The organism is Simiduia sp. (assembly GCF_058345725.1).
Genome location: NZ_JBTUOC010000003.1, coordinates 1 through 24,545 on the forward strand (window position 1 = coordinate 1; position 24,545 = coordinate 24,545).

Annotated in this window: 23 protein-coding genes and 3 tRNA genes; 20 read left to right on the top strand and 6 right to left on the bottom strand. The window is 54.6% G+C overall.

Annotation, left to right across the window (positions count from 1 at the left end; translation table 11 throughout):
• Window positions 1-319: 319 nt before the first annotated feature.
• On the top strand, window positions 320-1,246 hold the full coding sequence (gene ttcA, locus ACW8F6_RS00360) for a tRNA 2-thiocytidine(32) synthetase TtcA (RefSeq protein WP_491573845.1): 927 nt from the start codon (window positions 320-322) through the stop codon (window positions 1,244-1,246).
• Window positions 1,247-1,269: 23 nt separating this feature from the next.
• Here the strand turns inward: ttcA and ACW8F6_RS00365 are convergent, their stop codons facing one another.
• Both ACW8F6_RS00365 and ACW8F6_RS00370 read right to left on the bottom strand, forming a co-directional pair.
• Window positions 1,270-1,692, bottom strand: coding sequence for a hypothetical protein (locus ACW8F6_RS00365; protein WP_491573846.1), 423 nt, complete (start codon window positions 1,690-1,692; stop codon window positions 1,270-1,272).
• Between the two features lie 295 nt (window positions 1,693-1,987).
• A complete protein-coding gene (locus ACW8F6_RS00370) occupies window positions 1,988-2,476 on the bottom strand; it encodes an Lrp/AsnC ligand binding domain-containing protein (protein WP_183909953.1) in 489 nt (162 codons plus the stop codon).
• A gap of 205 nt (window positions 2,477-2,681) precedes the next feature.
• Here ACW8F6_RS00370 and ald point away from each other — a divergent pair, with 205 nt between their 5' ends.
• Together ald and ACW8F6_RS00380 are read left to right on the top strand one after the other, a co-directional pair.
• Window positions 2,682-3,800 carry an alanine dehydrogenase gene (gene ald, locus ACW8F6_RS00375; RefSeq protein WP_491573847.1) on the top strand — a complete coding sequence of 373 codons (1,119 nt, stop codon included), beginning with the start codon at window positions 2,682-2,684 and terminating at the stop codon, window positions 3,798-3,800.
• A 177-nt stretch (window positions 3,801-3,977) separates the two neighbouring features.
• Window positions 3,978-6,416, top strand: a complete 2,439-nt coding sequence (locus ACW8F6_RS00380) for a putative bifunctional diguanylate cyclase/phosphodiesterase (protein WP_491573848.1) — start codon at window positions 3,978-3,980, stop codon at window positions 6,414-6,416.
• Here the strand turns inward: ACW8F6_RS00380 and ACW8F6_RS00385 are convergent.
• Both ACW8F6_RS00385 and ACW8F6_RS00390 read right to left on the bottom strand, forming a co-directional pair.
• The gene (locus ACW8F6_RS00385) at window positions 6,406-7,134 is read right to left on the bottom strand and encodes a 16S rRNA (uracil(1498)-N(3))-methyltransferase (RefSeq protein WP_491573849.1); all 729 of its coding nucleotides are present in this window, start codon (window positions 7,132-7,134) and stop codon (window positions 6,406-6,408) included. The genes ACW8F6_RS00380 and ACW8F6_RS00385 overlap by 11 nt on opposite strands.
• Window positions 7,135-7,154: 20 nt before the next feature.
• Window positions 7,155-7,231: transfer RNA gene (locus ACW8F6_RS00390), tRNA-Arg, on the bottom strand.
• Between the two features lie 68 nt (window positions 7,232-7,299).
• Between ACW8F6_RS00390 and arsS the strand changes: the two genes are divergently transcribed.
• From arsS to ACW8F6_RS00405, 3 genes are read left to right on the top strand one after another with little or no spacing between them, the layout of a single operon-like run.
• Entirely contained in the window at window positions 7,300-8,301 is a 1,002-nt protein-coding gene (gene arsS / locus ACW8F6_RS00395) for an arsenosugar biosynthesis radical SAM (seleno)protein ArsS (RefSeq protein WP_491573850.1), read from the top strand.
• The gene (locus ACW8F6_RS00400; RefSeq protein WP_491573851.1) at window positions 8,294-9,028 is read left to right on the top strand and encodes a TIGR04283 family arsenosugar biosynthesis glycosyltransferase; all 735 of its coding nucleotides are present in this window, start codon (window positions 8,294-8,296) and stop codon (window positions 9,026-9,028) included. Before arsS ends, ACW8F6_RS00400 begins: the two co-directional genes overlap by 8 nt.
• Window positions 9,029-9,036: 8 nt before the next feature.
• A complete protein-coding gene (locus ACW8F6_RS00405) occupies window positions 9,037-9,657 on the top strand; it encodes a TIGR04282 family arsenosugar biosynthesis glycosyltransferase (protein WP_491573852.1) in 621 nt (206 codons plus the stop codon).
• Between the two features lie 321 nt (window positions 9,658-9,978).
• On the opposite strand, the gene ACW8F6_RS00410 is transcribed toward ACW8F6_RS00405, so the two are convergent.
• Complete coding sequence (locus ACW8F6_RS00410; protein ID WP_491573853.1) at window positions 9,979-10,440, bottom strand: flavodoxin family protein; 462 nt, start codon at window positions 10,438-10,440, stop codon at window positions 9,979-9,981.
• A 77-nt stretch (window positions 10,441-10,517) separates the two neighbouring features.
• On the opposite strand from ACW8F6_RS00410, the gene ACW8F6_RS00415 reads away from it, so the two are divergent.
• From ACW8F6_RS00415 to ACW8F6_RS00480, 14 genes are all read left to right on the top strand, one after another.
• Window positions 10,518-12,950, top strand: a complete 2,433-nt coding sequence (locus ACW8F6_RS00415) for a DNA internalization-related competence protein ComEC/Rec2 (RefSeq protein WP_491573854.1) — start codon at window positions 10,518-10,520, stop codon at window positions 12,948-12,950.
• Between the two features lie 137 nt (window positions 12,951-13,087).
• Window positions 13,088-13,681: a MotA/TolQ/ExbB proton channel family protein gene (locus tag ACW8F6_RS00420; protein WP_491573898.1), complete on the top strand. Its 594-nt coding sequence runs from the start codon at window positions 13,088-13,090 to the stop codon at window positions 13,679-13,681.
• A complete protein-coding gene (locus ACW8F6_RS00425) occupies window positions 13,682-14,119 on the top strand; it encodes an ExbD/TolR family protein (protein WP_491573855.1) in 438 nt (145 codons plus the stop codon).
• Between the two features lie 5 nt (window positions 14,120-14,124).
• A complete protein-coding gene (gene lpxK / locus ACW8F6_RS00430; protein ID WP_491573856.1) occupies window positions 14,125-15,177 on the top strand; it encodes a tetraacyldisaccharide 4'-kinase in 1,053 nt (350 codons plus the stop codon).
• Window positions 15,178-15,260: 83 nt separating this feature from the next.
• Window positions 15,261-16,031: a 3-deoxy-manno-octulosonate cytidylyltransferase gene (gene kdsB, locus ACW8F6_RS00435; protein WP_491573857.1), complete on the top strand. Its 771-nt coding sequence runs from the start codon at window positions 15,261-15,263 to the stop codon at window positions 16,029-16,031.
• 1 nt (window position 16,032) lies between these two features.
• Window positions 16,033-16,524 carry a low molecular weight protein-tyrosine-phosphatase gene (locus ACW8F6_RS00440; RefSeq protein ID WP_491573858.1) on the top strand — a complete coding sequence of 164 codons (492 nt, stop codon included), beginning with the start codon at window positions 16,033-16,035 and terminating at the stop codon, window positions 16,522-16,524.
• Window positions 16,521-17,546 carry a UDP-N-acetylmuramate dehydrogenase gene (murB, locus tag ACW8F6_RS00445; RefSeq protein WP_491573859.1) on the top strand — a complete coding sequence of 342 codons (1,026 nt, stop codon included), beginning with the start codon at window positions 16,521-16,523 and terminating at the stop codon, window positions 17,544-17,546. The genes ACW8F6_RS00440 and murB overlap by 4 nt, the downstream gene beginning before the upstream one ends.
• The gene (locus ACW8F6_RS00450) at window positions 17,524-18,147 is read left to right on the top strand and encodes an alpha-ketoglutarate-dependent dioxygenase AlkB family protein (protein WP_491573860.1); all 624 of its coding nucleotides are present in this window, start codon (window positions 17,524-17,526) and stop codon (window positions 18,145-18,147) included. Before murB ends, ACW8F6_RS00450 begins: the two co-directional genes overlap by 23 nt.
• A gap of 179 nt (window positions 18,148-18,326) precedes the next feature.
• Entirely contained in the window at window positions 18,327-18,980 is a 654-nt protein-coding gene (locus ACW8F6_RS00455; RefSeq protein ID WP_491573861.1) for a response regulator, read from the top strand.
• Window positions 18,981-19,061: 81 nt separating this feature from the next.
• Entirely contained in the window at window positions 19,062-20,957 is a 1,896-nt protein-coding gene (gene uvrC, locus ACW8F6_RS00460; protein ID WP_491573862.1) for an excinuclease ABC subunit UvrC, read from the top strand.
• Window positions 20,958-21,004: 47 nt separating this feature from the next.
• On the top strand, window positions 21,005-21,565 hold the full coding sequence (pgsA, locus tag ACW8F6_RS00465) for a CDP-diacylglycerol--glycerol-3-phosphate 3-phosphatidyltransferase (RefSeq protein WP_491573863.1): 561 nt from the start codon (window positions 21,005-21,007) through the stop codon (window positions 21,563-21,565).
• Between the two features lie 156 nt (window positions 21,566-21,721).
• Window positions 21,722-21,795 (top strand) — tRNA-Cys (locus ACW8F6_RS00470).
• A 59-nt stretch (window positions 21,796-21,854) separates the two neighbouring features.
• A tRNA-Leu gene (locus tag ACW8F6_RS00475) sits at window positions 21,855-21,941 on the top strand.
• Window positions 21,942-22,353: 412 nt separating this feature from the next.
• Window positions 22,354-23,235, top strand: coding sequence for a hypothetical protein (locus tag ACW8F6_RS00480; RefSeq protein ID WP_491573864.1), 882 nt, complete (start codon window positions 22,354-22,356; stop codon window positions 23,233-23,235).
• Window positions 23,236-23,494: 259 nt separating this feature from the next.
• Here the strand turns inward: ACW8F6_RS00480 and ACW8F6_RS00485 are convergent, their stop codons facing one another.
• Entirely contained in the window at window positions 23,495-23,707 is a 213-nt protein-coding gene (locus ACW8F6_RS00485) for a hypothetical protein (RefSeq protein ID WP_491573865.1), read from the bottom strand.
• Window positions 23,708-24,545 lie beyond the last annotated feature (838 nt).

Here is a 24,545-nt window from a genome sequence, read left to right on the forward strand (position 1 = left end):
GGTCTTCTCGGTCACTATTGGGGACCTCGGGGGCGGGCAGCCCCTCTGGCAATCGGATTTTTTGCAAAACGGCGTGCAAAAGACTCATAAGTTCATCTCTACAGCTGGGCGGGTCGGACTTCGGCACATTGGCCGGTTATAGGCTTTAGAGCAAAGCCTATGCCAGCTTTTAACGGTGTGTTTTCAAAGGCTTAGCGCTGCTTGTAGGCGCTTCGAGCGGCAGCGGTTTGCCGCTTTGGGGCAGCGAGGCAGCAGCTGTTTCCCGCAGCGCTTAAAATCCGTACAATGGCGCCCCCAAAATCCCGGCAGGCCACTGACCATGCAAGATGTAGCGGAACGCAAAGACAAGTTGGAATTTAACAAGCTGCAAAAGCGACTGAGGCGGCAGGTGGGCTCTGCCGTTGTGGATTTCAACATGATTGAGGCGGGCGACAAAATCATGGTGTGCCTGTCGGGCGGCAAAGACTCCTACGCCATGCTCGACATCTTGATGAGCCTGCAAAAAACCGCCCCTATCCATTTCGAGTTGGTGGCCGTCAACCTGGATCAAAAACAGCCTGGTTTTCCCGAACACGTCTTGCCGGAATACCTGCGCGCTGTGGGCGTGCCTTTCCACATACTTGAAAAAGACACCTACTCGGTGGTTAAAGAAAAAATCCCCGAAGGTAAAACCACCTGCGGCCTTTGCTCGCGCTTGCGGCGCGGTACTTTGTACAGCTTCGCCGAGAAGATTGGCGCCACCAAAATCGCGCTGGGCCACCACCGCGACGACATGGTGGAAACCTTGTTTCTAAATATGTTCTACGGCGCCAAGCTGTCTGCCATGCCGCCTAAGTTGCGGGCCAGCGACGGGCGCAACATCGTGATTAGGCCCTTGGCCTATTGCAAAGAGTCAGACCTGTCGGCATTTGCCGAGGCAAAAGGATTTCCCATTATTCCCTGTAATTTATGTGGCTCTCAGGAGAATCTCCAGCGCCAGAATATTAAGCAGATGCTGAGCGATTGGGAACGCAGCCACCCGGGGCGTATCGAACAAATTTTTGGCGCCATGCAAAATATAGCGCCGTCACAGCTGGCCGATAGGGCGCTCTTTAATTTTACAGATCTCAGTATTGATCGCTCCGGTGAGCGTGCGGCCTATGCCTTTGACGATGCGTCTGTCACCGACTGGAGTGACGGCGAAATGCCTCAGACCAGCGCCAGCCCCACAACAGGGGTGCAGTTTATCGACGCGGTAAATCTGTAGCTCAGCGTTTAACGAGGCGTACGTCAGGCGGCGAGGTGGGCGGGCGAATTAAAGGCGGCTTGCAGCAATTGGGCGTCGGATCGCTGGGGGTTGTTAGCCACTTCGCGCGCAATAATCAACCAGGCAATGGCGGTGGAATAGCGCAGATTGGTAATCAACTCATCATCGGGGCCGCTCAAGAAAGCGCGCTGCGAGGCGAGCCCGCGAACGGTAGAGGCCAAATCCGGTTGGTGAACTAGGTGGGTATCCCAAATATCGCGATGTTGCGCCGAGGTAATACGGTACAGCCCCAGCCCGCTGGCGGGCTCTAGGCACAAGTGGTGGCCAAGATCAGAGGCCAGCGCCGCTTGCATCAACAAATTTTCTGCCCGCGGGCTCGGTTGCTGCAACAGCGCTAGTGTTGGCCTGATGATATGTGCCAGTAATTCTGGTTCGCAAATTCCCATGCTACATCTCCGGCGATTGTGACACGCCTAATTCATGGCTCTACCTGTCAAAGGTGTAGACCTGCTTGTCTGAAAAAGCCAGCGATTAGTCGTTCAGATCTGAAGTTAAATGAACAACTTGCCGGCGAAACCTCAAAATCCCTTTAGCAATGTGCCCAGTCGGTTTTTTTGACGCTTTGGCCTTAATTCGGGCATTTACAGAAAGTTGATCAAATTTTGTGCCAACAGCGCAGGGAAAAGTAGGGCGCTGAAAACCAGTGGATTTCACTGGCGGGGCGCTAAACGTCGGCGCGCATTAAGGGCGTTGGTAACGAACGGGAACCTCTAGCGTCTCCTTTACTTGCTCCATGACCACGTAGCTGGTGCACTCCTGAACGCCGGGCAGGGTCAGCAATGTTTCTCCGTAAAACTGCCGGTAGGCTGCCATGTCTGCCACGCGTGCTTTGATTAAGTAATCAAAATTGCCCGAAACCAAATAGCACTCCTGAATTTCCGGCAGGCTGGCTGCGGCTTTACGAAAGTCGTCAAAAATATCCTGGGAGGATCGCACCAGGCTGATCTGCACGAAGACCACCAGCGCAGCATCCAGAAATTCGGGATTCACCATAGCGGCATAACCTTGAATGACGCCGTCGCGCTCCAGCCGTTTCACCCGTTCCATACAGGGGGTGGCGCTTAAACCCACTTGCCGCGAGAGGTCTGCATAGGAGGTGCGGCCATTTTTCTGGAGTACGCGAATGATGTTTTTGTCGATAGTGCTAAGTTCTTTTGCGCGTTTTTTCATACTTTTTGTGCCCTTAAAGATATGGCCTGATAAGTAACCGATATATTAGATGAAAACACTAAAAATCATAATTTGGCAGTTTTATCCACTGCAAAGTATGAAAAATAGCCAAGGAATCACCTGTGTCGCCTGACTATACTTCGCGTCATCAATAACCACAACGGGCGCCGCACTCCGTCGCCCCGGCGAGAGACAGAGGTGATTTATGCTAATCGGTGTACCTAAAGAGATTAAAAACCACGAATACCGCATCGGTCTGACCCCAGCTGGCGTGAAAGAGCTGGTGATGAATGGCCATCAGGTGATGGTTGAAAACAACGGCGGTGCGGCCATCGGATTTGAAAACGATCAGTACCTGGCAGCCGGTGCCACTATCATCGATACCCCCGAAGAGATCTTTGCCAAGGCAGAGATGATCATCAAAGTTAAAGAACCTCAGCCCAACGAGTGCCGCATGCTCCGCCCGGGCCAACTGCTGTTCACCTACCTGCACTTGGCGCCCGATCCGCAGCAAACCGAACTACTGGTTGCCTCGGGCGCGACGGCCATTGCCTATGAAACCGTTACCGATGCGCGCGGCGGTTTACCGCTGTTGGCGCCAATGTCTGAAGTTGCCGGCCGCATGTCAATTCAAGCCGGTGCTCACCACCTGGAAAAAGCTCAGGGCGGCTTGGGCGCCTTGTTGGGCGGCGTACCCGGTGTAGCCCCCGCCAAGGTCTTGGTTATCGGCGGTGGCGTTGTGGGTACGCAGGCTGCACGCATGGCTGTGGGTATGGGTGCCGACGTGACAATCCTGGATCGCTCGCTGCCACGCCTGCGCCAGCTCGACACGGAATTCGACGGCCGTTTGCGCACTGTCTATTCCACCGCTGACGCCGTAGAGCAGTACGCAATTGAAGCTGATCTGGTCGTGGGTGCCGTACTGATTCCCGGCGCTGCAGCGCCTAAATTGCTGACCCGCGACATCATTAGCCGCATGAAGAAAGGTGCGGTAGTTGTGGACGTGGCCATCGACCAGGGCGGTTGCTTCGAAACCTCAAAAGCCACCACGCACCAAGAGCCGACCTATGTTGTGGACGATGTGGTGCACTACTGCGTGGCCAACATGCCCGGCGGCGTTGCGCGGACCTCCACCATTGCGCTTACCAATGCCACACTGCCTTTTGCTGTCGCGCTGGCGAACAAAGGCGCTAAGCAGGCGCTGCTCGACGATGCACACCTGATGAACGGATTAAACGTGCACGACGGTAAGATCACCTACAAGGCTGTGGCCGATGTGTTGGGCTACGCCTTTGTCGAGCCAAAAACTGCACTGGGTGCCTAGTTATTGAACAATCTGTGAGACCTTAGCGAACAATTTCGCGGCCGCTCTTTAAGGGCGGCTTTTTTTTGCCTCTAACATTGCGCTAGCCTTTGTCAGAGAAGGGCAAGACAGCTACTCTTATAAGCGCTGGATATAATGTCCGGCCTCTTTCAGCCTTGGAAAATAAGAACGCCTATTGTGAATACCCCACTGGCCGACCACTCTTTTAAAGGGATATCCTTTCGCCTAGCCAAAGTGGGGGTTGTGTTGGCGTTCATTCTTGGGCTATCCATGAGCTCCATACAGCTTTACCTCGATCTGAAAGGCAACGAAGAAGCCCTGGAAAACCTGATCAACCGGGTGATTGAGGTAACCACACCACCCGCTGCGCGCGCGGTACACACTCTCGACGACGACCTGTCGCTCGAAGTCGTCAACGGCTTGTTGGCGTACGATTTTATCTACGAAGTGACCATTTCCGATGAATTGGGCAGCGTGCTGGCCTCGGGCAGCGAACCCCGTCCGGAAACCTCCACCCGCTGGTTGACGCGCTTTATCGCCGAGGACAGCCGCAGCTATGTGGCGCGCTTAACCATACCCGGTTACGGTGATTCGGTGGCGGGCACTATTCGATTCACGGTGGACGTGGACGTGGCATTGGCGCCATTTTTTGAGCGCTCTGGCCTGATTTTAGGTGCGGGCATGCTGCGCAATGCCATTCTGGTCATACTGTTGTTTTTTGCCTTTCACATCATGCTCACCCGGCCATTGATTCGTTTGGTGCGGCAAATGAGCAACATAGACCTGGATAAACCCGGAGCTTCTCGCATTGATTACGTGGCCGATCACCGCGATGACGAGTTGGGGCAACTGGTATCTACGACCAACAAATTACTGGATTTAATGGAACTGTCGCTGGCTAAGCGCCGAGCGGTGGAGCTGGCACTGAGGCGCAGCGAAGAGCACATTCGTCAGATTATCGACAATTTGCCGGTGATGGTGGGCGCGCGCAATCGCGACGGCAACTACATATTTGCCAATAAGGCACTGGCCGCTTTTGTGGGGAAAAGTACCGGCGAAATGCAAAATTGCCATGTGAGTGACTTGCTGCCGTTTTATCTCAATGATGTCGCGCGCTTAACGGAGATAGATCGCCACGTCATTGAAGGCGAAGTGGCCAGCGAGGTAATGGAGGAAAACTTCCGCAGTGCCGATGGCAAGCAGGTATTTTTGCAAACACATATCATGCCGATGGATTTCTACGATGAACGGGTTGCCCTGATCGTATCCACCGACATATCCGAGCGCAAGCAGGCCCAGTTTAAAATGGAATTTATGGCCTACCACGACGCGCTAACCAATTTACCCAACCGCGTGCACCTGGTTGAGCGCCTCGAGCACGAATTGCGCCGCGCCCGACGCCACGGCTACCACGGTGCGCTACTGTTTATTGATCTCGACCATTTTAAAACCATTAACGATTCGCTTGGGCACCCGGTGGGTGACGAAGTTTTAATCCAAGTATCTGAGCGGCTGCTAAAGTCTGTGCGCGAAGAGGACTTGGTGGCACGCCTGAGCGGTGATGAATTTGTGGTCGTACTCACCGTGCTCGATCAGGATATTTCATTGGCGGCGCTCAAGGCCGCAGAGGTGGGAGAAAAAATTCGCCAGCGCATTTCAGAACCTTATATTTATGATGAGATGGAGCTGCGTTTGAGCGGCAGCGTTGGTATTGTGGTCTATCCGGAAAATGAAAGCAGCGTGCACGAGTTGATACGCTACGCAGATACCGCCATGTATCAGGTTAAAGAGCGCGGCCGCGATGCCATTGAGTTTTTCAATGCCGATATGGCAGACAAAGTTAGCCAGCAATTGTTGATGGAGGGGGATTTACACCGCGCGTTGGAGCTGGGCCAGTTTGAGCTTTACTACCAACCCAAAATCGACTGCAATACCTTGGCCACAACGGGCGCTGAGGCGCTGCTGCGCTGGAGTCATCCCGAAAAAGGTTTTATTTCGCCGGCCGATTTCATTCCGGTGTTGGAGACGTCGGGGCTGATTGTAGGTGTGGGCGAGTGGGTGCTGGAAGAGGCCTGTAAAAGCCTGGTGGCCTGGCAGGCTGCGGGCTTGTGGCGAGCGGGTATGCGATTGAGTGTAAATATTAGCCCGCGTCAGTTCCGGCGCAAAACTTTTGTACAAGATGTTTTAGGCATTTTATCCAAATACGAATTGCCCGAAGAATCCCTGGATATGGAAATTACCGAGGGCGTTGTCATTCAAAATATTGATGAAACCATTACTACTATGGGTAAGCTGGCCAATGCCGGGGTGAGCTTTTCATTAGATGATTTTGGTACCGGCTACTCTTCAATCAGCTACTTAAAGTCGCTACCGGTTAATACGCTGAAAATCGACCGAAGTTTTGTGCGCGATATTGTCGACGATAAAAATGATCGAGTACTGGTTGAAACGATCGTTACCATGGGCTGTTTACTGGGTATGGATGTGGTAGCCGAGGGGGTTGAAGAAGAACCCCAGTTGGATTTGCTTAAAAAATACGGATGCCATTTTTATCAGGGCTACCTGACTAGTCCGGCCATTCCCTTCGCCAAGTTTGAAAACTGGCTTAAGAAATAATGGGGTAAAGTTTGGCCAGCAGTACAGGCAGGGCCGTTTCGACGCGTAAAATTCTCGGGCCTAGACCAATGGCGTTAAAACCTATCTCCTGCAACTTTTCCACTTCGTAAGGCACGTAGCCGCCCTCCGGACCAATGGCCAGATAGCAGTGCTGATTGAGGCTTATCTCCCTGGGGCAGGGCGGAGCCTGGTAGGGATGGGCTACATAGTTTTGCGTCGTTTTTACACGCTCTGCCAGTTCGTCTTCCACAAACGGTTTGAAACGCTTGGCAATTTCGATGGAAGGCATGTGCGTGTCTTTGGCCTGTTCCAGTCCAAGAATCAATTGTTCGCGGACATTGTCTGGAGCCAAAAAAGGCGACTGCCAAAAGCTTTTTTCAACTCTGGCGCTATTCACCAAAATAATGTGCTTTACCCCCATGGTTGCGGCAGTTTGAAAAATTCTGCGCAACATTTTCGGACGTGGAAGTGAAAGCACAAGTGTTAATGGCAGGGCAGGGGGCGGATTGTCGGTTAGGCAAATTTCCGCCAAGGCTATGCGGTCTGGGGTTACCTCTGTAACAATAGCTGTTCCCATTCGTCCATTGATTTGACCCACACGCAGGCAGTCGCCGGGTGCAACCTGTTGAATGGTGCGCAAGTGTGCCGCGCGACGACCCTGCAGCAAGGCGCGCTCGGGAGTGATAAAGTCCTCGGTGTGGAGCAACAACAGATTCATGGCAGGTCAAGGCAGTAAAATGGCGTCCCCGAGACGATTTGAACGTCCGACCTGCCGCTTAGGAGGCGGCTGCTCTATCCAGCTGAGCTACGGGGACCTGGGCGCCAATTGTAATGAATTTCATCTAGGGTGCAATCGATAAGCACGCCAAACAAGGTATATCCGATGTTAGATACCAAGCATTTACTCACCCCCACAGACTTTCCCTCCATTGTGCGTGGCAAGTTGCATACTCTGCAGGTGAATTTGGGGTATCTCTGCAACCTGAGCTGTACCCATTGTCACGTCAATGCGGGACCTAAGCGGACTGAGCTAATGTCGCGCGAGACAGTGGATTTGATTTTGGCTTTCACTGAGCAGAATGCCATTGGCTGCGTTGATTTGACCGGCGGAGCGCCCGAAATGAATCCGCATTTTCGCTACTTGGTGGCGGCGCTACGTGCGCGCGACGTGCAGGTGATCGATCGGTGCAATCTCACTATATTGCGCGAGCCAGGCTATGAGGATATGGCGCAATTTCTGGCTAACCAGGGTGTCCACATTGTGGCCAGCTTGCCCTGTTACGAGGCCAAAAATGTGGCGCAACAGCGCGGCAAAGGCGTGTACGAGCTATCCATAGAGGCGCTTCAAGCGTTAAATACGCTGGGCTATGGCAAGGGTGGCCCTCTTAAACTCGACCTGGTGTACAACCCTAACGGCGCTTTTTTGCCGCCGCCGCAGGGTGCACTACAGGCCGACTACAAGCGGGCCCTGGGCGACAAATACGGCATTGTGTTCGACGAACTGTTAACCATCACTAATATGCCCATCAGTCGCTTTGGCAGCCAGCTGCAATCAAAGGGCACCTTTGGTGAATACTTGAAGTTGCTTAAAGATAATTTCAGCGCAACAAATTTAGACAACGTGATGTGCAAGGGGTTAATCAGTATTGATTGGCAGGGGCATGTGTACGACTGCGATTTTAATCAAATGCTGGAAATGCCTATGCTGCCGCACGGTCAGCAGCCGGGAGGTCGTGATTCAGCCCACATAGCGTCCGATAGGCCGCTGTTACACCTGCAGGATTTGCTGGCGATGTCGTTAGAGGGCGCGCCCATCGTGGTTGCCGAACACTGTTACGGTTGTACGGCGGGGCAGGGCAGCAGTTGCGGGGGCGCGCTTGGTTAAGCTGAGTATTGTTCTTCCCGTGTATCGCGAGGGCGCCACGCTCATCAATCTGTTAACGCGCCTGCAAACATTGCGTGCACAGGCGGTGGAGATCATTGTAGTGGACGGCCACGGCGCCGATGCCAAGCTGACAGAAGTGCAGGCGCTATGTGATCAATTGCTGGTGACGGAGGCGGGCAGAGCGCACCAAATGAACGCCGGCGCGCGCGTTAGTCGCGGCCGGTGGTTGCTGTTTTTGCACGCCGACAGCCTCTGCTCGCCCGACCTATTTGCGCCCTTTTTGACTGGCGCACCTGGGCAGTGGGGTTTTTTTTCGGTGGCGATTACGCCGCGCAGCCTGCCACTGGATTTGGTGGCCTTGATGATGAACTGGCGCTCTCGATTGACCCGTATTGGCACGGGCGATCAGGGATTGTGGGTGACGCGCGCATTGTTCGAGCAGGTTGAGGGGTTTCCGGTTCAGTGGCTCATGGAGGATATTGCCCTGTGTAGCCTGCTAAAGCGTCGTGCGGCACCTTCGTGGTTGCCCGGCAAATTGCAAACTTCAGCAAGGCGGTGGGAACAACAGGGCTGGCTGCGTACCGTGTTATTCATGTGGTGGTTGCGCGCTCTGTATGCGTTGGGAGTGCACCCTAATCGACTGGCCGCTAGCTATTATCCTCAGCGGACGTTTCATGCTGCTACGATTTGCACCGACAACTCTCGCGGGGCGGCCGGTAAGCCATGAAGGGCTGTGTGATTCAATTTGCGAAGGCGCCGGTGGCAGGCAGGGTCAAAACCCGGTTACAGCCCACCTTAAACATTGAGCAGTCGGCCCAATTGCACCGCCAATTGGTGTTGCACTGTCACGCTCAGCTAGCGTCTTGGTGTGAGCGAGGGAATGCCGCACAGGTGCTCGCGATCACGCCCGAGCCACACCCTTTTTGGCGGGAATTCCCCAATACCCTTTTGTGGTCGCAACCCGAAGGTGATTTGGGGCAGCGTATGCGGGCGGCAGTGACCTGGGGGCTGACCTGGGTCGATTGGGTTATTTTAGTGGGCAGCGATTGTCCAGCGCTGGATGAAGACTATATGCAGCAGGCCGCACAGGCGCTAGCGGCTGGCGCACCGCTGGTAGTTGGCCCAGCCGATGATGGCGGTTATGTGCTTATCGGCATGTCCCGCCTTCAACCCCTGTTTGACGGCGTTGATTGGGGGGGCGATCGGGTGTTGGCACAGACGCTGCGGCACGCATCGGCAGTGGGCGTTTCGCCGATGCTCTTGCCGACCTTACCCGATATCGACCGACCAGAAGATTTGCATCGCTTGGCAAAGTGGTCGCACTTGGCGGGTTGGGCACGATTTGACCAGATATAGGCCGTTACTTTTATGCACACGGTATGTTTTTGGTTACTTTCTGCGCGCGGCGCTCGTTTTGCGCGCACAATGCACTAAATAAAGTCATCTAACTTATTGATTTATAAGAATTACTGGCGTGGGCTAAAAAATCGTCAAGTTGTAACCGAGCCAGTAATTGCGGTGTCTGGCGCTATCTGCTCAAGCATTACCCCCAGAGTTATCCACAGATATTGGGGAAAAACTCTCTGCACCTTGCTCAATCCTGATCGGCTGCTCAGCTTTGTTACCAGCCAATGCGCATGCAATTAACGGTAATTCAAACCATTGAGGGTGAGCACTTCAGAAAATGCCGAAAGCCAGCCCCGTGGCAAGTGTTTGCCCCAATGTGCGTGCCGCTTCCAGGTGCTGAGCAGTGATTTCGCCGCGGCAAATAACGGGCTCTGCTACGGGCAGTAGCGGGTAGCCTTTCGCGATGCGCTGGATTTCCCGCACTGCGCCGGTGCCGTCATTGCCCGCAGAAATAAAGATGCCGTAGGGTTTGTTGAGCGCATAGGGCTCTGCGGGATAATAGGTTCGGTCGAAAAAGTCCTTAAGTGCGCCACTCATATACCCGAAGTTTTCCGGCGTGCCAAACAGTAGGCCATCGGCCCACAGCAAGTCCTCCAGATGTGCATCAAAGGCGCGCACGAGGCGTGTAGAACATTCGCTTTCTGACTGAGCACCACTCAGTACGGCCTGTGCCAGTTGGCCAGTGTTACCCGATTGGGTGTGGTAAACGATCAGTAGTTTTTTAGTGCTCATGGGGTGGGCTTTCGGTGCGCGGGTGAGGGCGTTATAGTTGAGGTTACTCGTGACTATGCGTTGAAACAAGGACGGTTATGCGCATAAATCTCCTGATAGTCTGCTCTGTGCTGGCGAGCTTAGCGCTCTGGCCTAAGTTGCTACCTTTGCCGGTGCTGTTAGTTTGTGTTGCGCTGCTCGCCTGGCTCGCCATAGGGCAGGCAAGGCGACCGCTACCGCTAAGCCACTGGCGCACTCGAACCAGTGCGTTGTTATTGGGGTTGCTGCTCGCCCATTGGCACGGCGAGCGCCACTTGGTAAACCTCATCTCCAGCGACTGCGCGGGGCAGAATCTGGCGCTCGAAGGTTCGATCATCGACCTACCTCACACACGAGAATCCCCCAGAGGCGTGGTTACGGGCCTTGCGTTCTACATTGAGGCCGCCTCGCTTCGCAGCGCGACAAATAACCGATGTCATCCAGCTGATCTGATCGGACGCCGCGTGCGCTTGACCTGGTATGGGGCGCCCTCCGTTGCGGCCGGCGAACGCTGGCACTTGATTGCAAAACTTCGGCGTCCCCGCGGGCTCGTCAATCCACAGGGTGCCGATTATCAGCTGCGGCTAATGCGCCAGGGTTGGTCTGCCACTGGCAGTGTTCAGTCGGGACAGCGCCTGTTGGGTGCGCCGGTAAGTTTTGATCGCCTGCGCGATCAGTGGCGTACTTTTGTGAGGGCTCAGCTCTCCGACCCAGACCAAATCGCCATGTTGACGGCTTTATCAGTGGGTGAGCGACGCGGAATTTCTGATGCAGTGCAGCAGCTATTGCGGGTCACCGGCACGGCACATTTATTGGCCATTTCCGGTCTGCACGTGGGCATGTTGGCGCTTGCGGGGTTTTTACTGGGGCGTGTATTTCTCAGTGTGGGCGTGTTAGTCATTCCCCCAACTTGGCGGCCCTACGTCAGTGGCCGGGGATTGGCTGTGTGCCTGTCGTTACTTTGCGCGGCCAGTTACGCTGCCCTAAGCGGATTTGCGCTGTCTACCCAGCGCGCGCTGTTGATGGTGGTGTTGTTGCACTTGGCACGCTGTTTATGGTGGCGCTGGAGCCTCTGGGATGTGTGGCTCATGAGCTTGGTGGCTGTCTTGGTGGTCGATCCGCTGCACGCAACTGATCCGGGGTTTTATCTGACGTTTGGTGCGGTTGCCGTCTTGCTGCTGGCCCTCGGTGGGCGCCGTTACCTGGGGGCTCGGTGGCAGCGTCGATTGCGCCAGACGTGGATGCCTCAATGGTGGGTATTTGTGGGTTTGCTGCCGCTCAGTGTGGTGTTGTTCGGCGGCGTTAGTTTGGTGTCGGTGCTGGCCAATAGCCTGGCAATCCCCTGGGTTACGCTCACCATCGTGCCGCCCTTACTGCTTGCGTTTGCATTGGTGTCGGTAGCGCCTGTGCTGGCCGCTGGTCTAGTAAAGTTGGCGGCGCAGAGCACGGAATTACTGTTGCGCGGGTTGGCGAGCCTCAGTGGCAGCGGTGCAGATCAGGGGTGGTGGACAGTGGCGGCGACGCCGTTTCAGGGGGTGTTATTGGTCGGCGCCTGTTTGCTGCTGTTGTTGCCTGCGTCCATAAAACTGCGCGTCATTGGCCTGGGAAGTATTGGCGCGATGGCGCTGCTGTACGGACTCATGCTAAGTCACAGTTACCCGCCGGCGCGGCAAATCACACTGTTTGACGTGGGGCAGGGCTTGGCGCTGTTGGTGGAGGTAGACGGCAAGCGGCTGCTTTACGATACCGGGCCGCCATTGAGTCAGCGTTTGGCCGCCGCCGATACAGCGATACTGCCGTATTTGAAAGCCGAAGGCGTCAATCGGTTGGAGGTGCTGGTGATCAGCCACAACGATGCAGATCACGCCGGCGGTTTGGGCGCGCTGTTAAACACGGTGGTCGTGGAGGAAGTCTACGCCGGCGAGGCCCCGGCGCTGCGCGCACGCCTACATGGGGCCGCCGCTAGCGGGGCCAATGCAGTGGCAACAGCCGCTGATCGCATCCGCAATTGCCATTCCCGGACGCGCCCCCGCCTCTTGGCGCGGGGGGTGGCCTTTTACTTTTTGCCGGCGGGCGCGGCGTTAGCGGGTAACAACGCATCCTGTGTGATGGTGCTGGATTTTCCCGACTTGCGGCTGGTGGTGCCGGGCGATATAGATCTCGCCCGCGAATTGGCGCTGGTACCTGCGCTTCGTCAGCTTGCTAGCAATGCCAGGCACACGCTTTTGGTCGCTCCTCATCACGGCAGCCAGTCTTCGTCCAGCTACGGTTTATTGGGGGCTTTAAATTGGCCGGTCGTATGGGTCAGTGCGGGCTATGGCAGCCGCTATGGTCATCCTCACCCAGCGGTGCTGAACAAGTACCGGAATCTGGGCTTGGCGGTGCAAAATACGGCACGCGCCGGTGCCATACAGCTTTATTGGAAGCCGGGCCAGCCGGTACAGGTTCGCACCTGGCGCAATTATGGGAAGCGCTTCTGGTTTGAGCGCTAAACAGCCCCAAAGCCTTGTGGTAGAGTGTCGACCAATTTGAGCGCGCGTCGCACTTTTGTATCAATCATTAATCTCTGTATGGGTATAGAGCTTAGGAGCGTGAAGTGATAGAGATTTTCCTTTCCGGTGGCTGGCTGATGTGGCCAATTCTCTTTTGTTCTATGGCGGTTGTGGGCATTAGCCTTGAACGTTTCTGGACCTTGGACGCTAAGAAAATCGCGCCGCGCCATTTATTGGCACAGGTTTGGGGTTGGATAAAAAACAACCAGCTCGATGCCCCAAAAATCAAAGAGCTGAAACAGTCTTCCGAACTGGGAAAAATTTTGGCCGCAGGCCTTAGCAACTCGCGCCACGGCCGCGACATTATGCGCGACACCATTCAAGAGGCCGCCGGTGAAGTGGTGCACAATTTAGAGCAGTATTTGGGCGCGCTAGGAACCATAGCGGCGGTGGCGCCACTGTTAGGTTTGCTGGGTACCGTGCTCGGGATGATCGATGTATTTACCACTATTACCCTGCAGGGCACCGGCAATGCTGGCGCGCTGGCGGGTGGAATTTCGCAGGCGCTGATTACCACTGCCGCGGGCTTATGCGTAGCCATTCCCGCCATGATTGCGCACCGCTATTTTATTCGAAAGGTGGATTCACTGGTGGTTATCATGGAGCAAGAGTCCATCAAATTAGTGGATGCGTTGCACAGCGATCGCCGCGTTGAAGGCAAGGGACATTAAATGAGCAGCGCTGTTCAATTCCGTCGCTCTAAGCGGGAAGAGGATTCGGTCAATTTAACACCGTTGATTGACGTGGTTTTTTTGCTGCTGATTTTTTTCATGGTATCGACCACTTTCACCAAAGAAACGCACTTATCGATCGATCTGCCCGAGGCGAAAGGGGAGTCGGCTGAATCTTTGCCCGAGCAAATTGAAATTCTTATTCACTCCGATGGCAGCTACGCGATTAACGGTGTGACCTTAGTGGATAAAAAATTGCCCACGCTATTGCGCGCACTGCAGAGCGCCGGTGAAGGTAAAACCGATACGCCTTTAATTATCACCGCCGATGCGGCAACACCGCACCAGGCAGTGGTTACCGCCATGGATGCCGCAGGTCAACTCGGTTTTGTACACCTGAGCCTGACCACCAGGCGCCCAGAAAGCCCCGCTGAGTAATTGTCGTGCAGGCTTTTCTGCAGCGGGCCTGGTACCAGGGGGATAAGCGGTGGTGGCTATTGCTACCGCTACTTTGGCCGCTCAGTTTAATGGTGGCAGGGCTCGCTAGGTTGCGTCGCTGGAGGCTTCAGGCTGCGCAACGCCAGGCGGCAGGTGCTGCAGGCCCAAAAATTCCGCTAGTAGTTGTAGGCAATATCTCCCTGGGCGGTACGGGCAAGACCCCGTTGATCATTGCCTTGGTAGACGCCCTGCAGGCGGCTGGCTGGCGCGTTGGCATTATCAGCCGGGGCTATGGTGGTAATGCCCGCCAATTTCCACTTCCGGTCTCAGGGGACACAGCCGCTGAGGTCTGTGGCGATGAACCTAAATTACTCGCGCAGCGTACCCAGGTGCCGCTTGTGGTTGATCCAGATCGAGTGCGTGCAAAAAATTACCTGCTTGCGCAGTACGACTGCAACTTAGTGCTGAGCGACGATGGCCTGCAGCATTACCGTTTGCCGCGCGATCTTGAAATAATTGTGATTGATGGCGCGCGCGGATTGGGCAACGGTTTGCGCTTTCCGGCTGGTCCCCTGCGCGAATCGGCCGACCGATTGGCAGAGGCGGATTTTTGCGTCGTAAATTGCGCCGGCCCGCTGCACTCGAGCTTGACGCAGGGCGCGGTACAAGAAATCTGCGCACAAGCTGCCAATATGATCTTGGCGCCGGTGGCATTGGTGAACCTGGCAACGGGCGAAGAGCGGCGCGATTTCTCGCTATTGCAAGCGGAACAATGGCAGGCGGTGTGCGGTATCGGTAATCCGTCGCGATTTTTTTTCACTTTGGATCAATTGCATTGCCAGTATTTGCCTCACAGCTTTCCCGATCACCACGCCTTTGTGCCATCGGACTTTGCGGCCTGGGGTGATGCACCGGTGCTGATGACCGAAAAAGATGCCGTAAAATGTAAAGCCTTTGCGCGGCCGAACTGGTGGTATGTGCGGGTGGCGCCACAATTATCCGCTGGTTTTACGGATCAATTGTTAGCGCGTTTGCAGCCATATTCTGCCGGTACTTAAACAATTTTTGGCGCCCAGTAGGCTGGGCGTCGTCGATAGATATTGGATAGATTGATCGCGGATTTTCCGCGCCAGGACACACTATGAGCTTTACTGTCATTATTCCCGCGCGTTACGCCTCCACCCGCCTGCCCGGTAAACCTCTGGCGGATATCGCCGGGCAATCCATGATCAAGCGCGTTGTGGGGCAGGCGCGCCTATGTGGTGCCGCTCAAGTGGTTGTAGCCACCGACGATGCCAGAATACAGCAGCACCTAGCCGATTTTGGCGTGCAGGTGTGCATGACCCGGGCCGATCATGTGTCGGGTACCGACCGCCTGCAAGAGGTCGCGCAACAATTGGCCCTGGCCGATGATGCCATCGTGGTGAATGTTCAGGGCGATGAGCCGCTGATTCCGCCGGCCGTTATCGACCAGGTGGCGGCCAATCTGGCCGCCAACACGCAAGCCTCCGTGGCCACCTTGTGCGAGCCAATCCACCAAGCCAAAGACTTGTTTAATCCCAATGTCGTAAAGGTCGTGGCAGACCACGCGGGGTTGGCGCTGTATTTTAGTCGCGCGCCCATGCCGTGGGCGCGCGATGCCTTTGCCGGTGTAGAGGTCGCCTACGCCGGGGCGCTACCGGCTGGGGCTGCCTTTGCCAGGCATGTGGGAATCTACGCCTACCGCGTGGGGCTATTAAACCAATTTGTTGGGTGGCCCCAGGCGCCGCTAGAGCAGTTGGAGTCGCTAGAACAGTTGCGCGTGCTTCACTATGGTCACCGCATCCATGTGGCCGAGGCCTGTGAATCAGTACCTGGTGGCGTGGATACGCCAGAGGATTTGGCCCGGCTGTCGGCCCTGCTAGGAGGTTGAAATGAAAGTGCGCGTGTTGATGGTGTGTCTGGGCAATATTTGTCGTTCGCCCACGGCCGAAGGTGCCTTGCGCGCAGCGCTTGCAGAGCAGCAATTGGATCACTGTGTCGAAGTGGACTCGGCTGGCACAGCGGCGTGGCACGTCGGCAAGGCGCCGGATGCCCGCAGCCTGGCGCACGCCCGCGCGCGCGGTTTAGAGTTGTCGCACCTGCGCGCTCGACAGGTTAATGTCGCTGACTTTGAACACTTTGATTACCTGCTTGCCATGGACAAGCAAAATTTGGCAGACCTGCAAGCGCTGAAGCCTGCGGGCAGCAAGGCCAAGCTGGCGCTGTTGCTGAGTTTTGCCAACGCCGCACAGAGTCTGGAAGTACCGGACCCCTATTACGGTGGTGCAGAGGGGTTCGACGCCGTGCTAGATCTGGTCACCGACGCCGCGCAGGGATTTATTCAGCACCTTAAACAACACGAATTGCGGCTGCATACTCTGTGAAAATTCTCCAAAACGTCGACCTTCAAAGCCGCTGCACCATGGCTACGCCAGCCTTGGCGGAACATTTTGCCGAGGTGACCGATTCCGAGCAGGTACCGGCGTTGCTGGCCCATGCGCGGGAACGGGGCTGGCCTTTGTACGTGTTGGGCGGCGGCAGTAATACCGTATTGCGGGGCAATCTGCCCGGCCTAGTACTGCAGGTGGCAATGAAAGGTATTCACGCAAGGCCGGTATTTGCAGGTGTCCAGGTAACTGCCGCTGCGGGTGAGTCCTGGCAGTCGCTGGTGGATTATTGTGTGGCCGCAGGTTATTGGGGGGTTGAAAACCTGAACCTCATTCCCGGCACGGTAGGTGCGGCGCCCATCCAGAATATTGGCGCCTATGGCGTCGAGCTGGCAGACAGGTTTGTGTCGCTTTCGGCCCTGCGCGTGCGCGATGGCACCCTGTGTCAGTTTAATCGCGATGACTGCCAGTTTGCCTACCGGCAGAGCCGCTTTAAAAACACCGACGAAAGCTACCTGATTACCGAGGTGACGTTGCAGTTAAGCGTGGCACCCCAGCCGGTGCTTAGCTACCCCGGCTTGCGCGATGCTTTGTCGTTGTCGGACGGTGCAGATCCTCGCGACACCTTGACGCCAGCCAGTGTGGCACAGGCCGTGGCCGCGCTCAGACGGGCTAAGTTGCCAGATCCCGCACATGTGCCTAATAGCGGCAGTTTCTTTCACAACCCTGTCATTGAAGCCGAGCAAGCCGATCGATTGCAGGCGGAACATCCTGCGCTGATTCGATACCCCCTGGCCGATGGCCGGGTTAAGTTGGCCGCCGGCTGGTTAATTGAACAGGCGGGATTTAAAGGTGTCGCGCGCCAAGGCGTGGGCGTGCACAGTGGGCAGGCGTTGGTATTGGTGAATCCGGGCCGTAAACCCGGTGCCGAGGTCCTGGCGCTGGCCCAGGAGGTTGCCGAAGGAGTGTTTCAGAAATTTGGCGTCAGGCTTACCATTGAACCACAAATCCTGCCCTGAACAGCGCGCACTGCTGGGGGGCACTTTGCAGTATTGGCCCAGCTATCTCGCACAAGATCAGGCCGCGAGCCTATTCATCGAACTGCGCGACCGATTGCCCTGGGAGCAGCCCCGTATTCGCGTGTACGGCAAGTGGCATTTGGTGCCACGGCTGAGCCTTTGGATGGGCGATCCGTCGGCCAGCTATCGCTATTCGGGGCAGGTGTTTATGCCGCATCCCTGGCTGCCTGCACTCTGGTCTCTGTGCGACGGCCTCAATGCGCAGCTAGCGGCAGGCTTCAACAGCGTATTACTAAATTATTACCGCAGTGGTACGGATGTCATGGGTTTTCACGCCGACAACGAGCCCGAGCTGGGGCCAGATCCGACCATTGCCTGCATCAGCTTAGGTGCCGCGCGCGAATTGCGGTTTCGCCACCTCGCGCGCCAGGCGCCCAGCTTTAACCAGTTATTGCACAGTGGTTCGCTCCTGGTCATGGGGCCGGGCGTGCAGCGACAGTGGTTGCACGGGCTGCCAAAGCGGGCCAACACCGGGCCGAGAATCAGTCTGACCTTTCGTCGGGTTGTAACATCCATCGATCATATTGGCGGTTCAGCGTAAGTGAACCACTTCACATTGACTGGTCAATTTTGGGCGTCAGTGGTACATTATTCTGTCTGGTAAGCGGGAAAGCCCTTAAAATTGTGTAACGGCGAGTGTGTTACGGAAGTAAGCGGCGAGTCAGTAGGGATAAGAAAAACAGGCACACGTCAGGTGTGCGAGTCTTTGGGGACTAACTCTTGATCAAAATACTGGTAGTCGATGACCATGATTTGGTGCGCACCGGGATTGTACGCATGTTGTCTGATGTTGAAGGCATTCAGGTGGTGGGCGAAGCCGAAAGTGGCGAAGCTGCCATCACGCTCACAAAAGCACTGTCGCCGCACGTTATTTTGATGGATGTGAAAATGCCAGGCATGGGTGGTCTAGAGGCCACTAAAAAGCTGCTCCACTGGCATCCCGAGGTGCGCATTGTGGCTGTGACGGCCTGCGATGACGACTTGTACCCGCAGCGCTTGCTGCAGGCCGGCGCTGCCGGATATATCACCAAAGGTGCAGACCTAAAAGAAATGATTGAAGCGGTGCACACAGTGACCCGCGGCGAAATTTACATGAGCAATAATATTGCCCGTCAGCTCGCCATGAAAAATTTTGGTGGTCGCAAAGGCGAGCAGTCGCCCTTTGAACTACTTTCCGAGCGCGAGCTGCAAACGGCTTTGATGATTGCAAACGGCCAAAAGCCAACCGACATCGCCGTAACCTTTAATGTCAGCCCGAAAACGGTGAATACCTATCGCTATCGGATATTTGAGAAGTTGAACATCAGCAGCGATGTCGAGTTAACCTTAATGGCGGTGAAACACCACGTTCTGGACCCTGAGTCGGTTTTGTAAACGCGGATTTTTATGCAACGCCCGGGCAGGTTCCCGGGCGTTTTAGTTTTTGAATCCTATATGCTGGAAAATGCACCTGTTGTGAATACCGAAAATCCAACGCCAGAGGTCGCCACCAACACACCTGCCAATCCGCAACAAGCTGCACTTGCGGATACGCCCAATGGCGAATCTTTTGACGCAAAAACCTTCGTAAAAACACTGCCAAAAACGCCCGGCGTCTATCAGATGTACGATGGGGCAGGGCACATTCTCTATGTTGGCAAGGCAAAAAATCTGAAAAGCCGTGTGGCGAGTTATTTTCGCGCACAGGGCTTGTCGCCAAAAACCGAAGCGCTGGTGGCCCGCATTGGTTCTATGCAAGTGACGTTAACAGAGACGGAAGTCGAGGCGCTGCTGCTGGAGCAAAGCCTGATCAAGGCCCAGCGGCCGCCGTATAATATCTTGTTGCGCGACGATAAGTCCTACCCCTATATTTTTATTTCCAGCAAAGACACCTACCCGCGCCTGGGTATTCACCGCGGCGCCAAACGCAAGCGGGGCGACTACTTTGGTCCATTTCCCGGTGCCAGCGCCGTGCACGACAGCATTAATTTTCTACAGAAGGCGTTTAAGCTCCGAACCTGCGAGGACTCGGTATTCTCTAACCGCTCGCGCCCCTGTTTGCAGCACCAGATTGAGCGCTGTTCTGCGCCCTGTGTCGAACTGATATCGCCTGAAGACTACCGTGCAGATTTGGCCCACGCCGAGCAATTTCTGCGCGGGAAAAGTAATGAAGTAATTACGGCATTGGCGGATCAGATGGAGCAGGCCTCGCTGGCGCTGAACTTTGAGCGCGCGGCCCAGTTGCGCGACCAGATTGCCGCCTTGCGCAGTGTGCAAACGGAATCCTCTGTTGACAATCAATCGGGCGACGTGGATGTGATTGGCCTGGCAGCCGAAGCCGAACGCGTTTGCGTGCATTCTCTCTTTGTACGGCAGGGGCGAATCCAGGGCAGTAAAAGTTATTACCTGAAGTACCACCTGGGCGAATCCGAAAGCGACTTGCTCATGTCTTTTTTGTCCCAGTGGTATTTGGCGGGCGGCGACCGGGACTTCCCGCGGGAAATTATTGTCCCTCAGGCACTGACCGGCGCAGAGCTGCTGACCGACGCCATAGGTAAGGCGGCTGGTCGCAAAATTACTATCACGTGGCAAGTGCGCGCCTATCGTCAAAATTGGCAAAATTTAGCCCAATCGGCGGCGCGTCAGAATCTGGCCTCGGATATGGCGGCAAAATCCAGCATGGTGCAGCGCTATGAGGCATTGCAGCAGGTGCTGGGGTTGGAGTCACTGCCCGAGCGACTGGAGTGCTTTGATATCAGCCACAGCAGCGGTGAAAAAACCGTGGCCTCGTGTGTGGTGTTTAACCAGGAGGGGCCGCTGAAATCCGATTACCGGCGTTTCAATATCGAAGGCCACACACCCGGTGACGACTACGCCGCCATGGCCCAGGCACTCAGCCGGCGCTACACACGCGTGCAGAACGAGGGCGCTAAACTACCCGAACTGCTCATTGTGGACGGCGGCAAAGGGCAGCTGAGCATTGCACGCACCATCATGGCGGAGCTGGGCTTGTCGGATGTGCGCCTGTTGGGTGTGGCTAAGGGCACCACCCGAAAAGCGGGCTTTGAGACCTTGATAGATGGCCAGCGTGAGTTCACGCTCGATGGCCAACACAGTGCCTTGCACCTTATTCAAGCAATCCGCGACGAGGCCCATCGCTTTGCCATCACCGGCCACAAGCAGCGCCGCGATAAGGCCCGCAAAGTCTCTAAACTGGAAGAAATTCCAGGGGTGGGCCCACGGCGGCGGCGCGAGCTGTTGCGGCACTTTGGTGGCTTTCAGGAAATTGCCCGCGCCTCGGCGGCAGATCTTGCACGGGTGCCCGGAATCAGTAAAAAACTGGCCGACGATATTTACACTGCCCTGCATTGAGGGTACCTTGCCCGATTGATTTTCACTGGAAGTATCAGCCGCACCTTATGACATTGGCCAATCAGCTCACGCTTGCTCGTATCGCACTCATCCCACTATTTGTTGTGGTGTTCTATTTGCCCTATAAATGGAGTTACCCTGCGGCCGCGATCATCTTTTCACTGGCGGCAATCACCGATTGGTTAGACGGCTACATCGCCCGTCGTTACCAGCAAGCCACAGAGTTCGGCGCCTTTCTCGACCCAGTTGCCGACAAGCTCATGGTGGCGGTGGCGCTGGTATTACTTGTTGGCGTGCATGAGAGCCCGTTGCTGGCCATTGCGTCGGCCGTGATCATCGGCCGTGAAATCGTCATTTCTGCGCTGCGCGAGTGGATGGCCGAGCTGGGTAAGCGCTCCAGCGTGGCGGTGTCATTTCTGGGCAAGATAAAAACCGCCGCCCAAATGGTGGCGCTGATCATCCTGCTGGCCTTTGAGCCAGAAAGCCACCCTCAGGCACAGCTGGCAGGTTACTTTTTGATCTACCTGGCGGCAGGCCTTACGCTTTGGTCGATGTTTATCTACCTTAAAGCCGCCTGGCCACTGATGAATATGAGCCGCAAGGCGTAATTGCTTGACACCACCAGCCTGCGCAATAGAATAGCGCGCTCCCAAGGCCAAGCGGCGGCGGGTAGGGTGCTAGGTAGTAATTAATCAGTTTTAATTAACCTAAGTATCAGAAAATATTGCATTTTTTATGAATGCTCGGCTACAATGCCGGCCCTTGGCGCGATAGCAAAGCGGTTATGCCACGGATTGCAAATCCGTTGAGCCCGGTTCGACTCCGGGTCGCGCCTCCATTTTTCGCTTCAATCAACCCTGGTTGCAGCCCCCGCAGGCAAGCACTTGCCCGCCCACTGCCCGAGTGGTGAAATTGGTATACACAGGAGACTTAAAATCTCCCGACCTCACGGTCGTGCCGGTTCAAGTCCGGCCTCGGGCACCATTTATACTTCGCAAACACTTCCGCAGTTAAACCTCAATCAGTGCACTGTTGTCCCCGGGGACTTGAACCGGTGAGGTTCATTAAATGCGACCAGCATTTAGAACAAGGAGCGCCAGCGACGCGGCCCGCAGGGCGCTAATAGCCCTTAGGTTATTAGCGTTAACCCGGCCTCGGGCACCACTTACTAGGCAGCAGTTTCGAGCTAATCGCTGCTCTTAGACATCAGTCCCCAACCGCCTGACTGCCTCAATCCCCAAGAAACTGGCGGTGCCGCTACCGCTGGCGTGACAATTTTCCTGAACCAGTATATAAACCTTTCTGGCTAGTTTAGGCAGTGATACGACGTTGGCAGCAAATCGAGAAGCTGCCTAGTGGACGTGAATTTCGATAGACACACCGTAGGAATACAGCGATGAAAGGGATGTGGCGTTGGTTGACCGGCTGTTTGAGGTTTTTACTATTCGGCAAATCTACTGGCTATTCTTTATCCAAGAATGTCACATTCATTAGAATTGTTGTTGCTGGAGTGTCTTTATCTGCCGCGTCCTTTTTGGCCATCCTGGTCTCGCATGGCAATTACAATGTCTGCTTTGAGTCTGAGTGCTTTAATGAATTTCGAGAGCGTTTTTCATTTTCGTTCTGGGTCGCAGCGTCCTTCTCTGCGATAGCAGTAATCTGGATAGCTGTTGTAAAAAGCTCGCAGGCAGATGCCGCCTTGACTTCAAGTAATTTTTACGCCCACCGAAAGTTCTTTGACGAAGTGTTGCGTGAAGAGCTGAAGGAGAATAATCTCGAAGTTAAAAGCGTAGACTTCTTATATCAAATATGTTTTCCGAACAATAGCGTCAATTATGTGGTTTATGAGGCGGAGTCTAGTCGTAGAGGTTCGAATGACTTTACTCATGTACTTAATCGGCTCCGCGAATTAAACCAATTGATATCCGAACAAAGATTTTTTAGTAGGCCAGCTAATCGAGGTTCAGAGGCTGAAAGCTTTAAGTCGACCAGCCCGATTGAAGATATTAGTAGGCGTACGCGGAGCCTTAGTCACTTTCTTGGTTTGGTGGAATATGAGGAAGAATGCGTCATAGACCTTGATAAGCCGCAGGCAGCCAGCGTTAAAATTCGGGAGTTGGCTCAAAATATTCATAACGTAGGTTTGCTCGCATCTATATTGCTATTTAGGTACCAGGTACAGAATGAACTGAGCCAGATAGATTTCGATTACATCGTAGCGAGAGTGGAAACCATTAAAGCTCAATTAGAGGATATACAGTACTATTCTGCGCAATGAGTGGCGGCGCAACGTGTACCTGCCTTGTTTCTACATTACTGAATAACGCCGTATGGATCCCCTATAGGCTTACACACAGAGAATAAACTGGATATCCATAACAAAAAGTCAATCGGTAAGTTTTCCATAATCTTGTTTCGAAAAGAGTTTAAATCTTGGTTATGTCTATCAATAAGATTTTAAGCGTCAAAAAACAATACTTGAGGCATTGGTGTGTCCTGCCGGTGGCAGTTAAAGAAATTAACAGCGGATGAGCGGTTTAACTCAGCAGTCGGCAGCTGTCCAGGCCTGATGTACGTTGATAACCCAGTTTTTCACAGGTTTGCTTGACTTTGTACACCCCGCCCGCAAAACCTTTGAACCGGCTTTCAAATTGCGTGGTGCTGTAGAGCCAGTGCTTTGGGTCTATAGCGAGTCGCTCCAGAATAGGGGGCAATTCCACCGAGATGGCCCCGCGTTTATTGGTGCGCACCTGTTTTTCCGTCTAATCCAGTAGCTCTAGATAATCCACTAAGTAGTTGCTGGGACATCCACGCCAAGCAACTGCTGGGTTGTACGGCAGTACTTTATGTGCGGTCAAAATTGATTTTTCTCGCCGATATACTTGTCTCCCTATTAAAATCTGCTCGCAATAAGCCTGATGCTTAATAGTTGAGGTTTGCGTGCGTTATGCGGTGATTGCAATCCTTTTATTCAGGACACCTATACCAATCGTTGTAGATAAATGGAGTGTAGTTCTATGGAGTTGGAGAAGGACGTCCCCTACGCATTGCAGACGTCCCTAGATAGGGCGATGAATGGGTACAAGAAACGTTTAGCAGGGAATCAAAAGTTAAAAGAAGATCCTGAGCGCTAGCGAAAATTTGTACAGCAAGAACGAGGGTGCTTGCAAAAGGTCTCACTTGGAGTAATTTTGAGATGCCAAATCTGGAGGCGTCAACGGAAACATAAGACCGTGTTCACTTTATGCGATCAGCTTCTGGTGCAGCATAAGCTTGCACCTGCAGGGCAGTGAAGTTGTCTCGACACGCTGATTGCTTATCTGTAGCTGGGAATATCTGTAAAGCAGGGTCATGCCTTATTTGCAGGCGATGGAAGCCTGGTCAGTGTTCAGTCTTAGGGTTGGCACATTGTTGGATGGATTTTTCTAAGCTTATTCTGTGGCGGCGTTTGAATTGTAATATTTCGAACTGGCGACTACGGCTTACCTAGCCTTACAAGGAGGGTGTGTCGTAAAGTGGTGTGAAAAACGGGTAGGGCAGATTGCGCTATTTACTGCGAAGCACGCGCGAGCGCTCGATGCGCTCGCG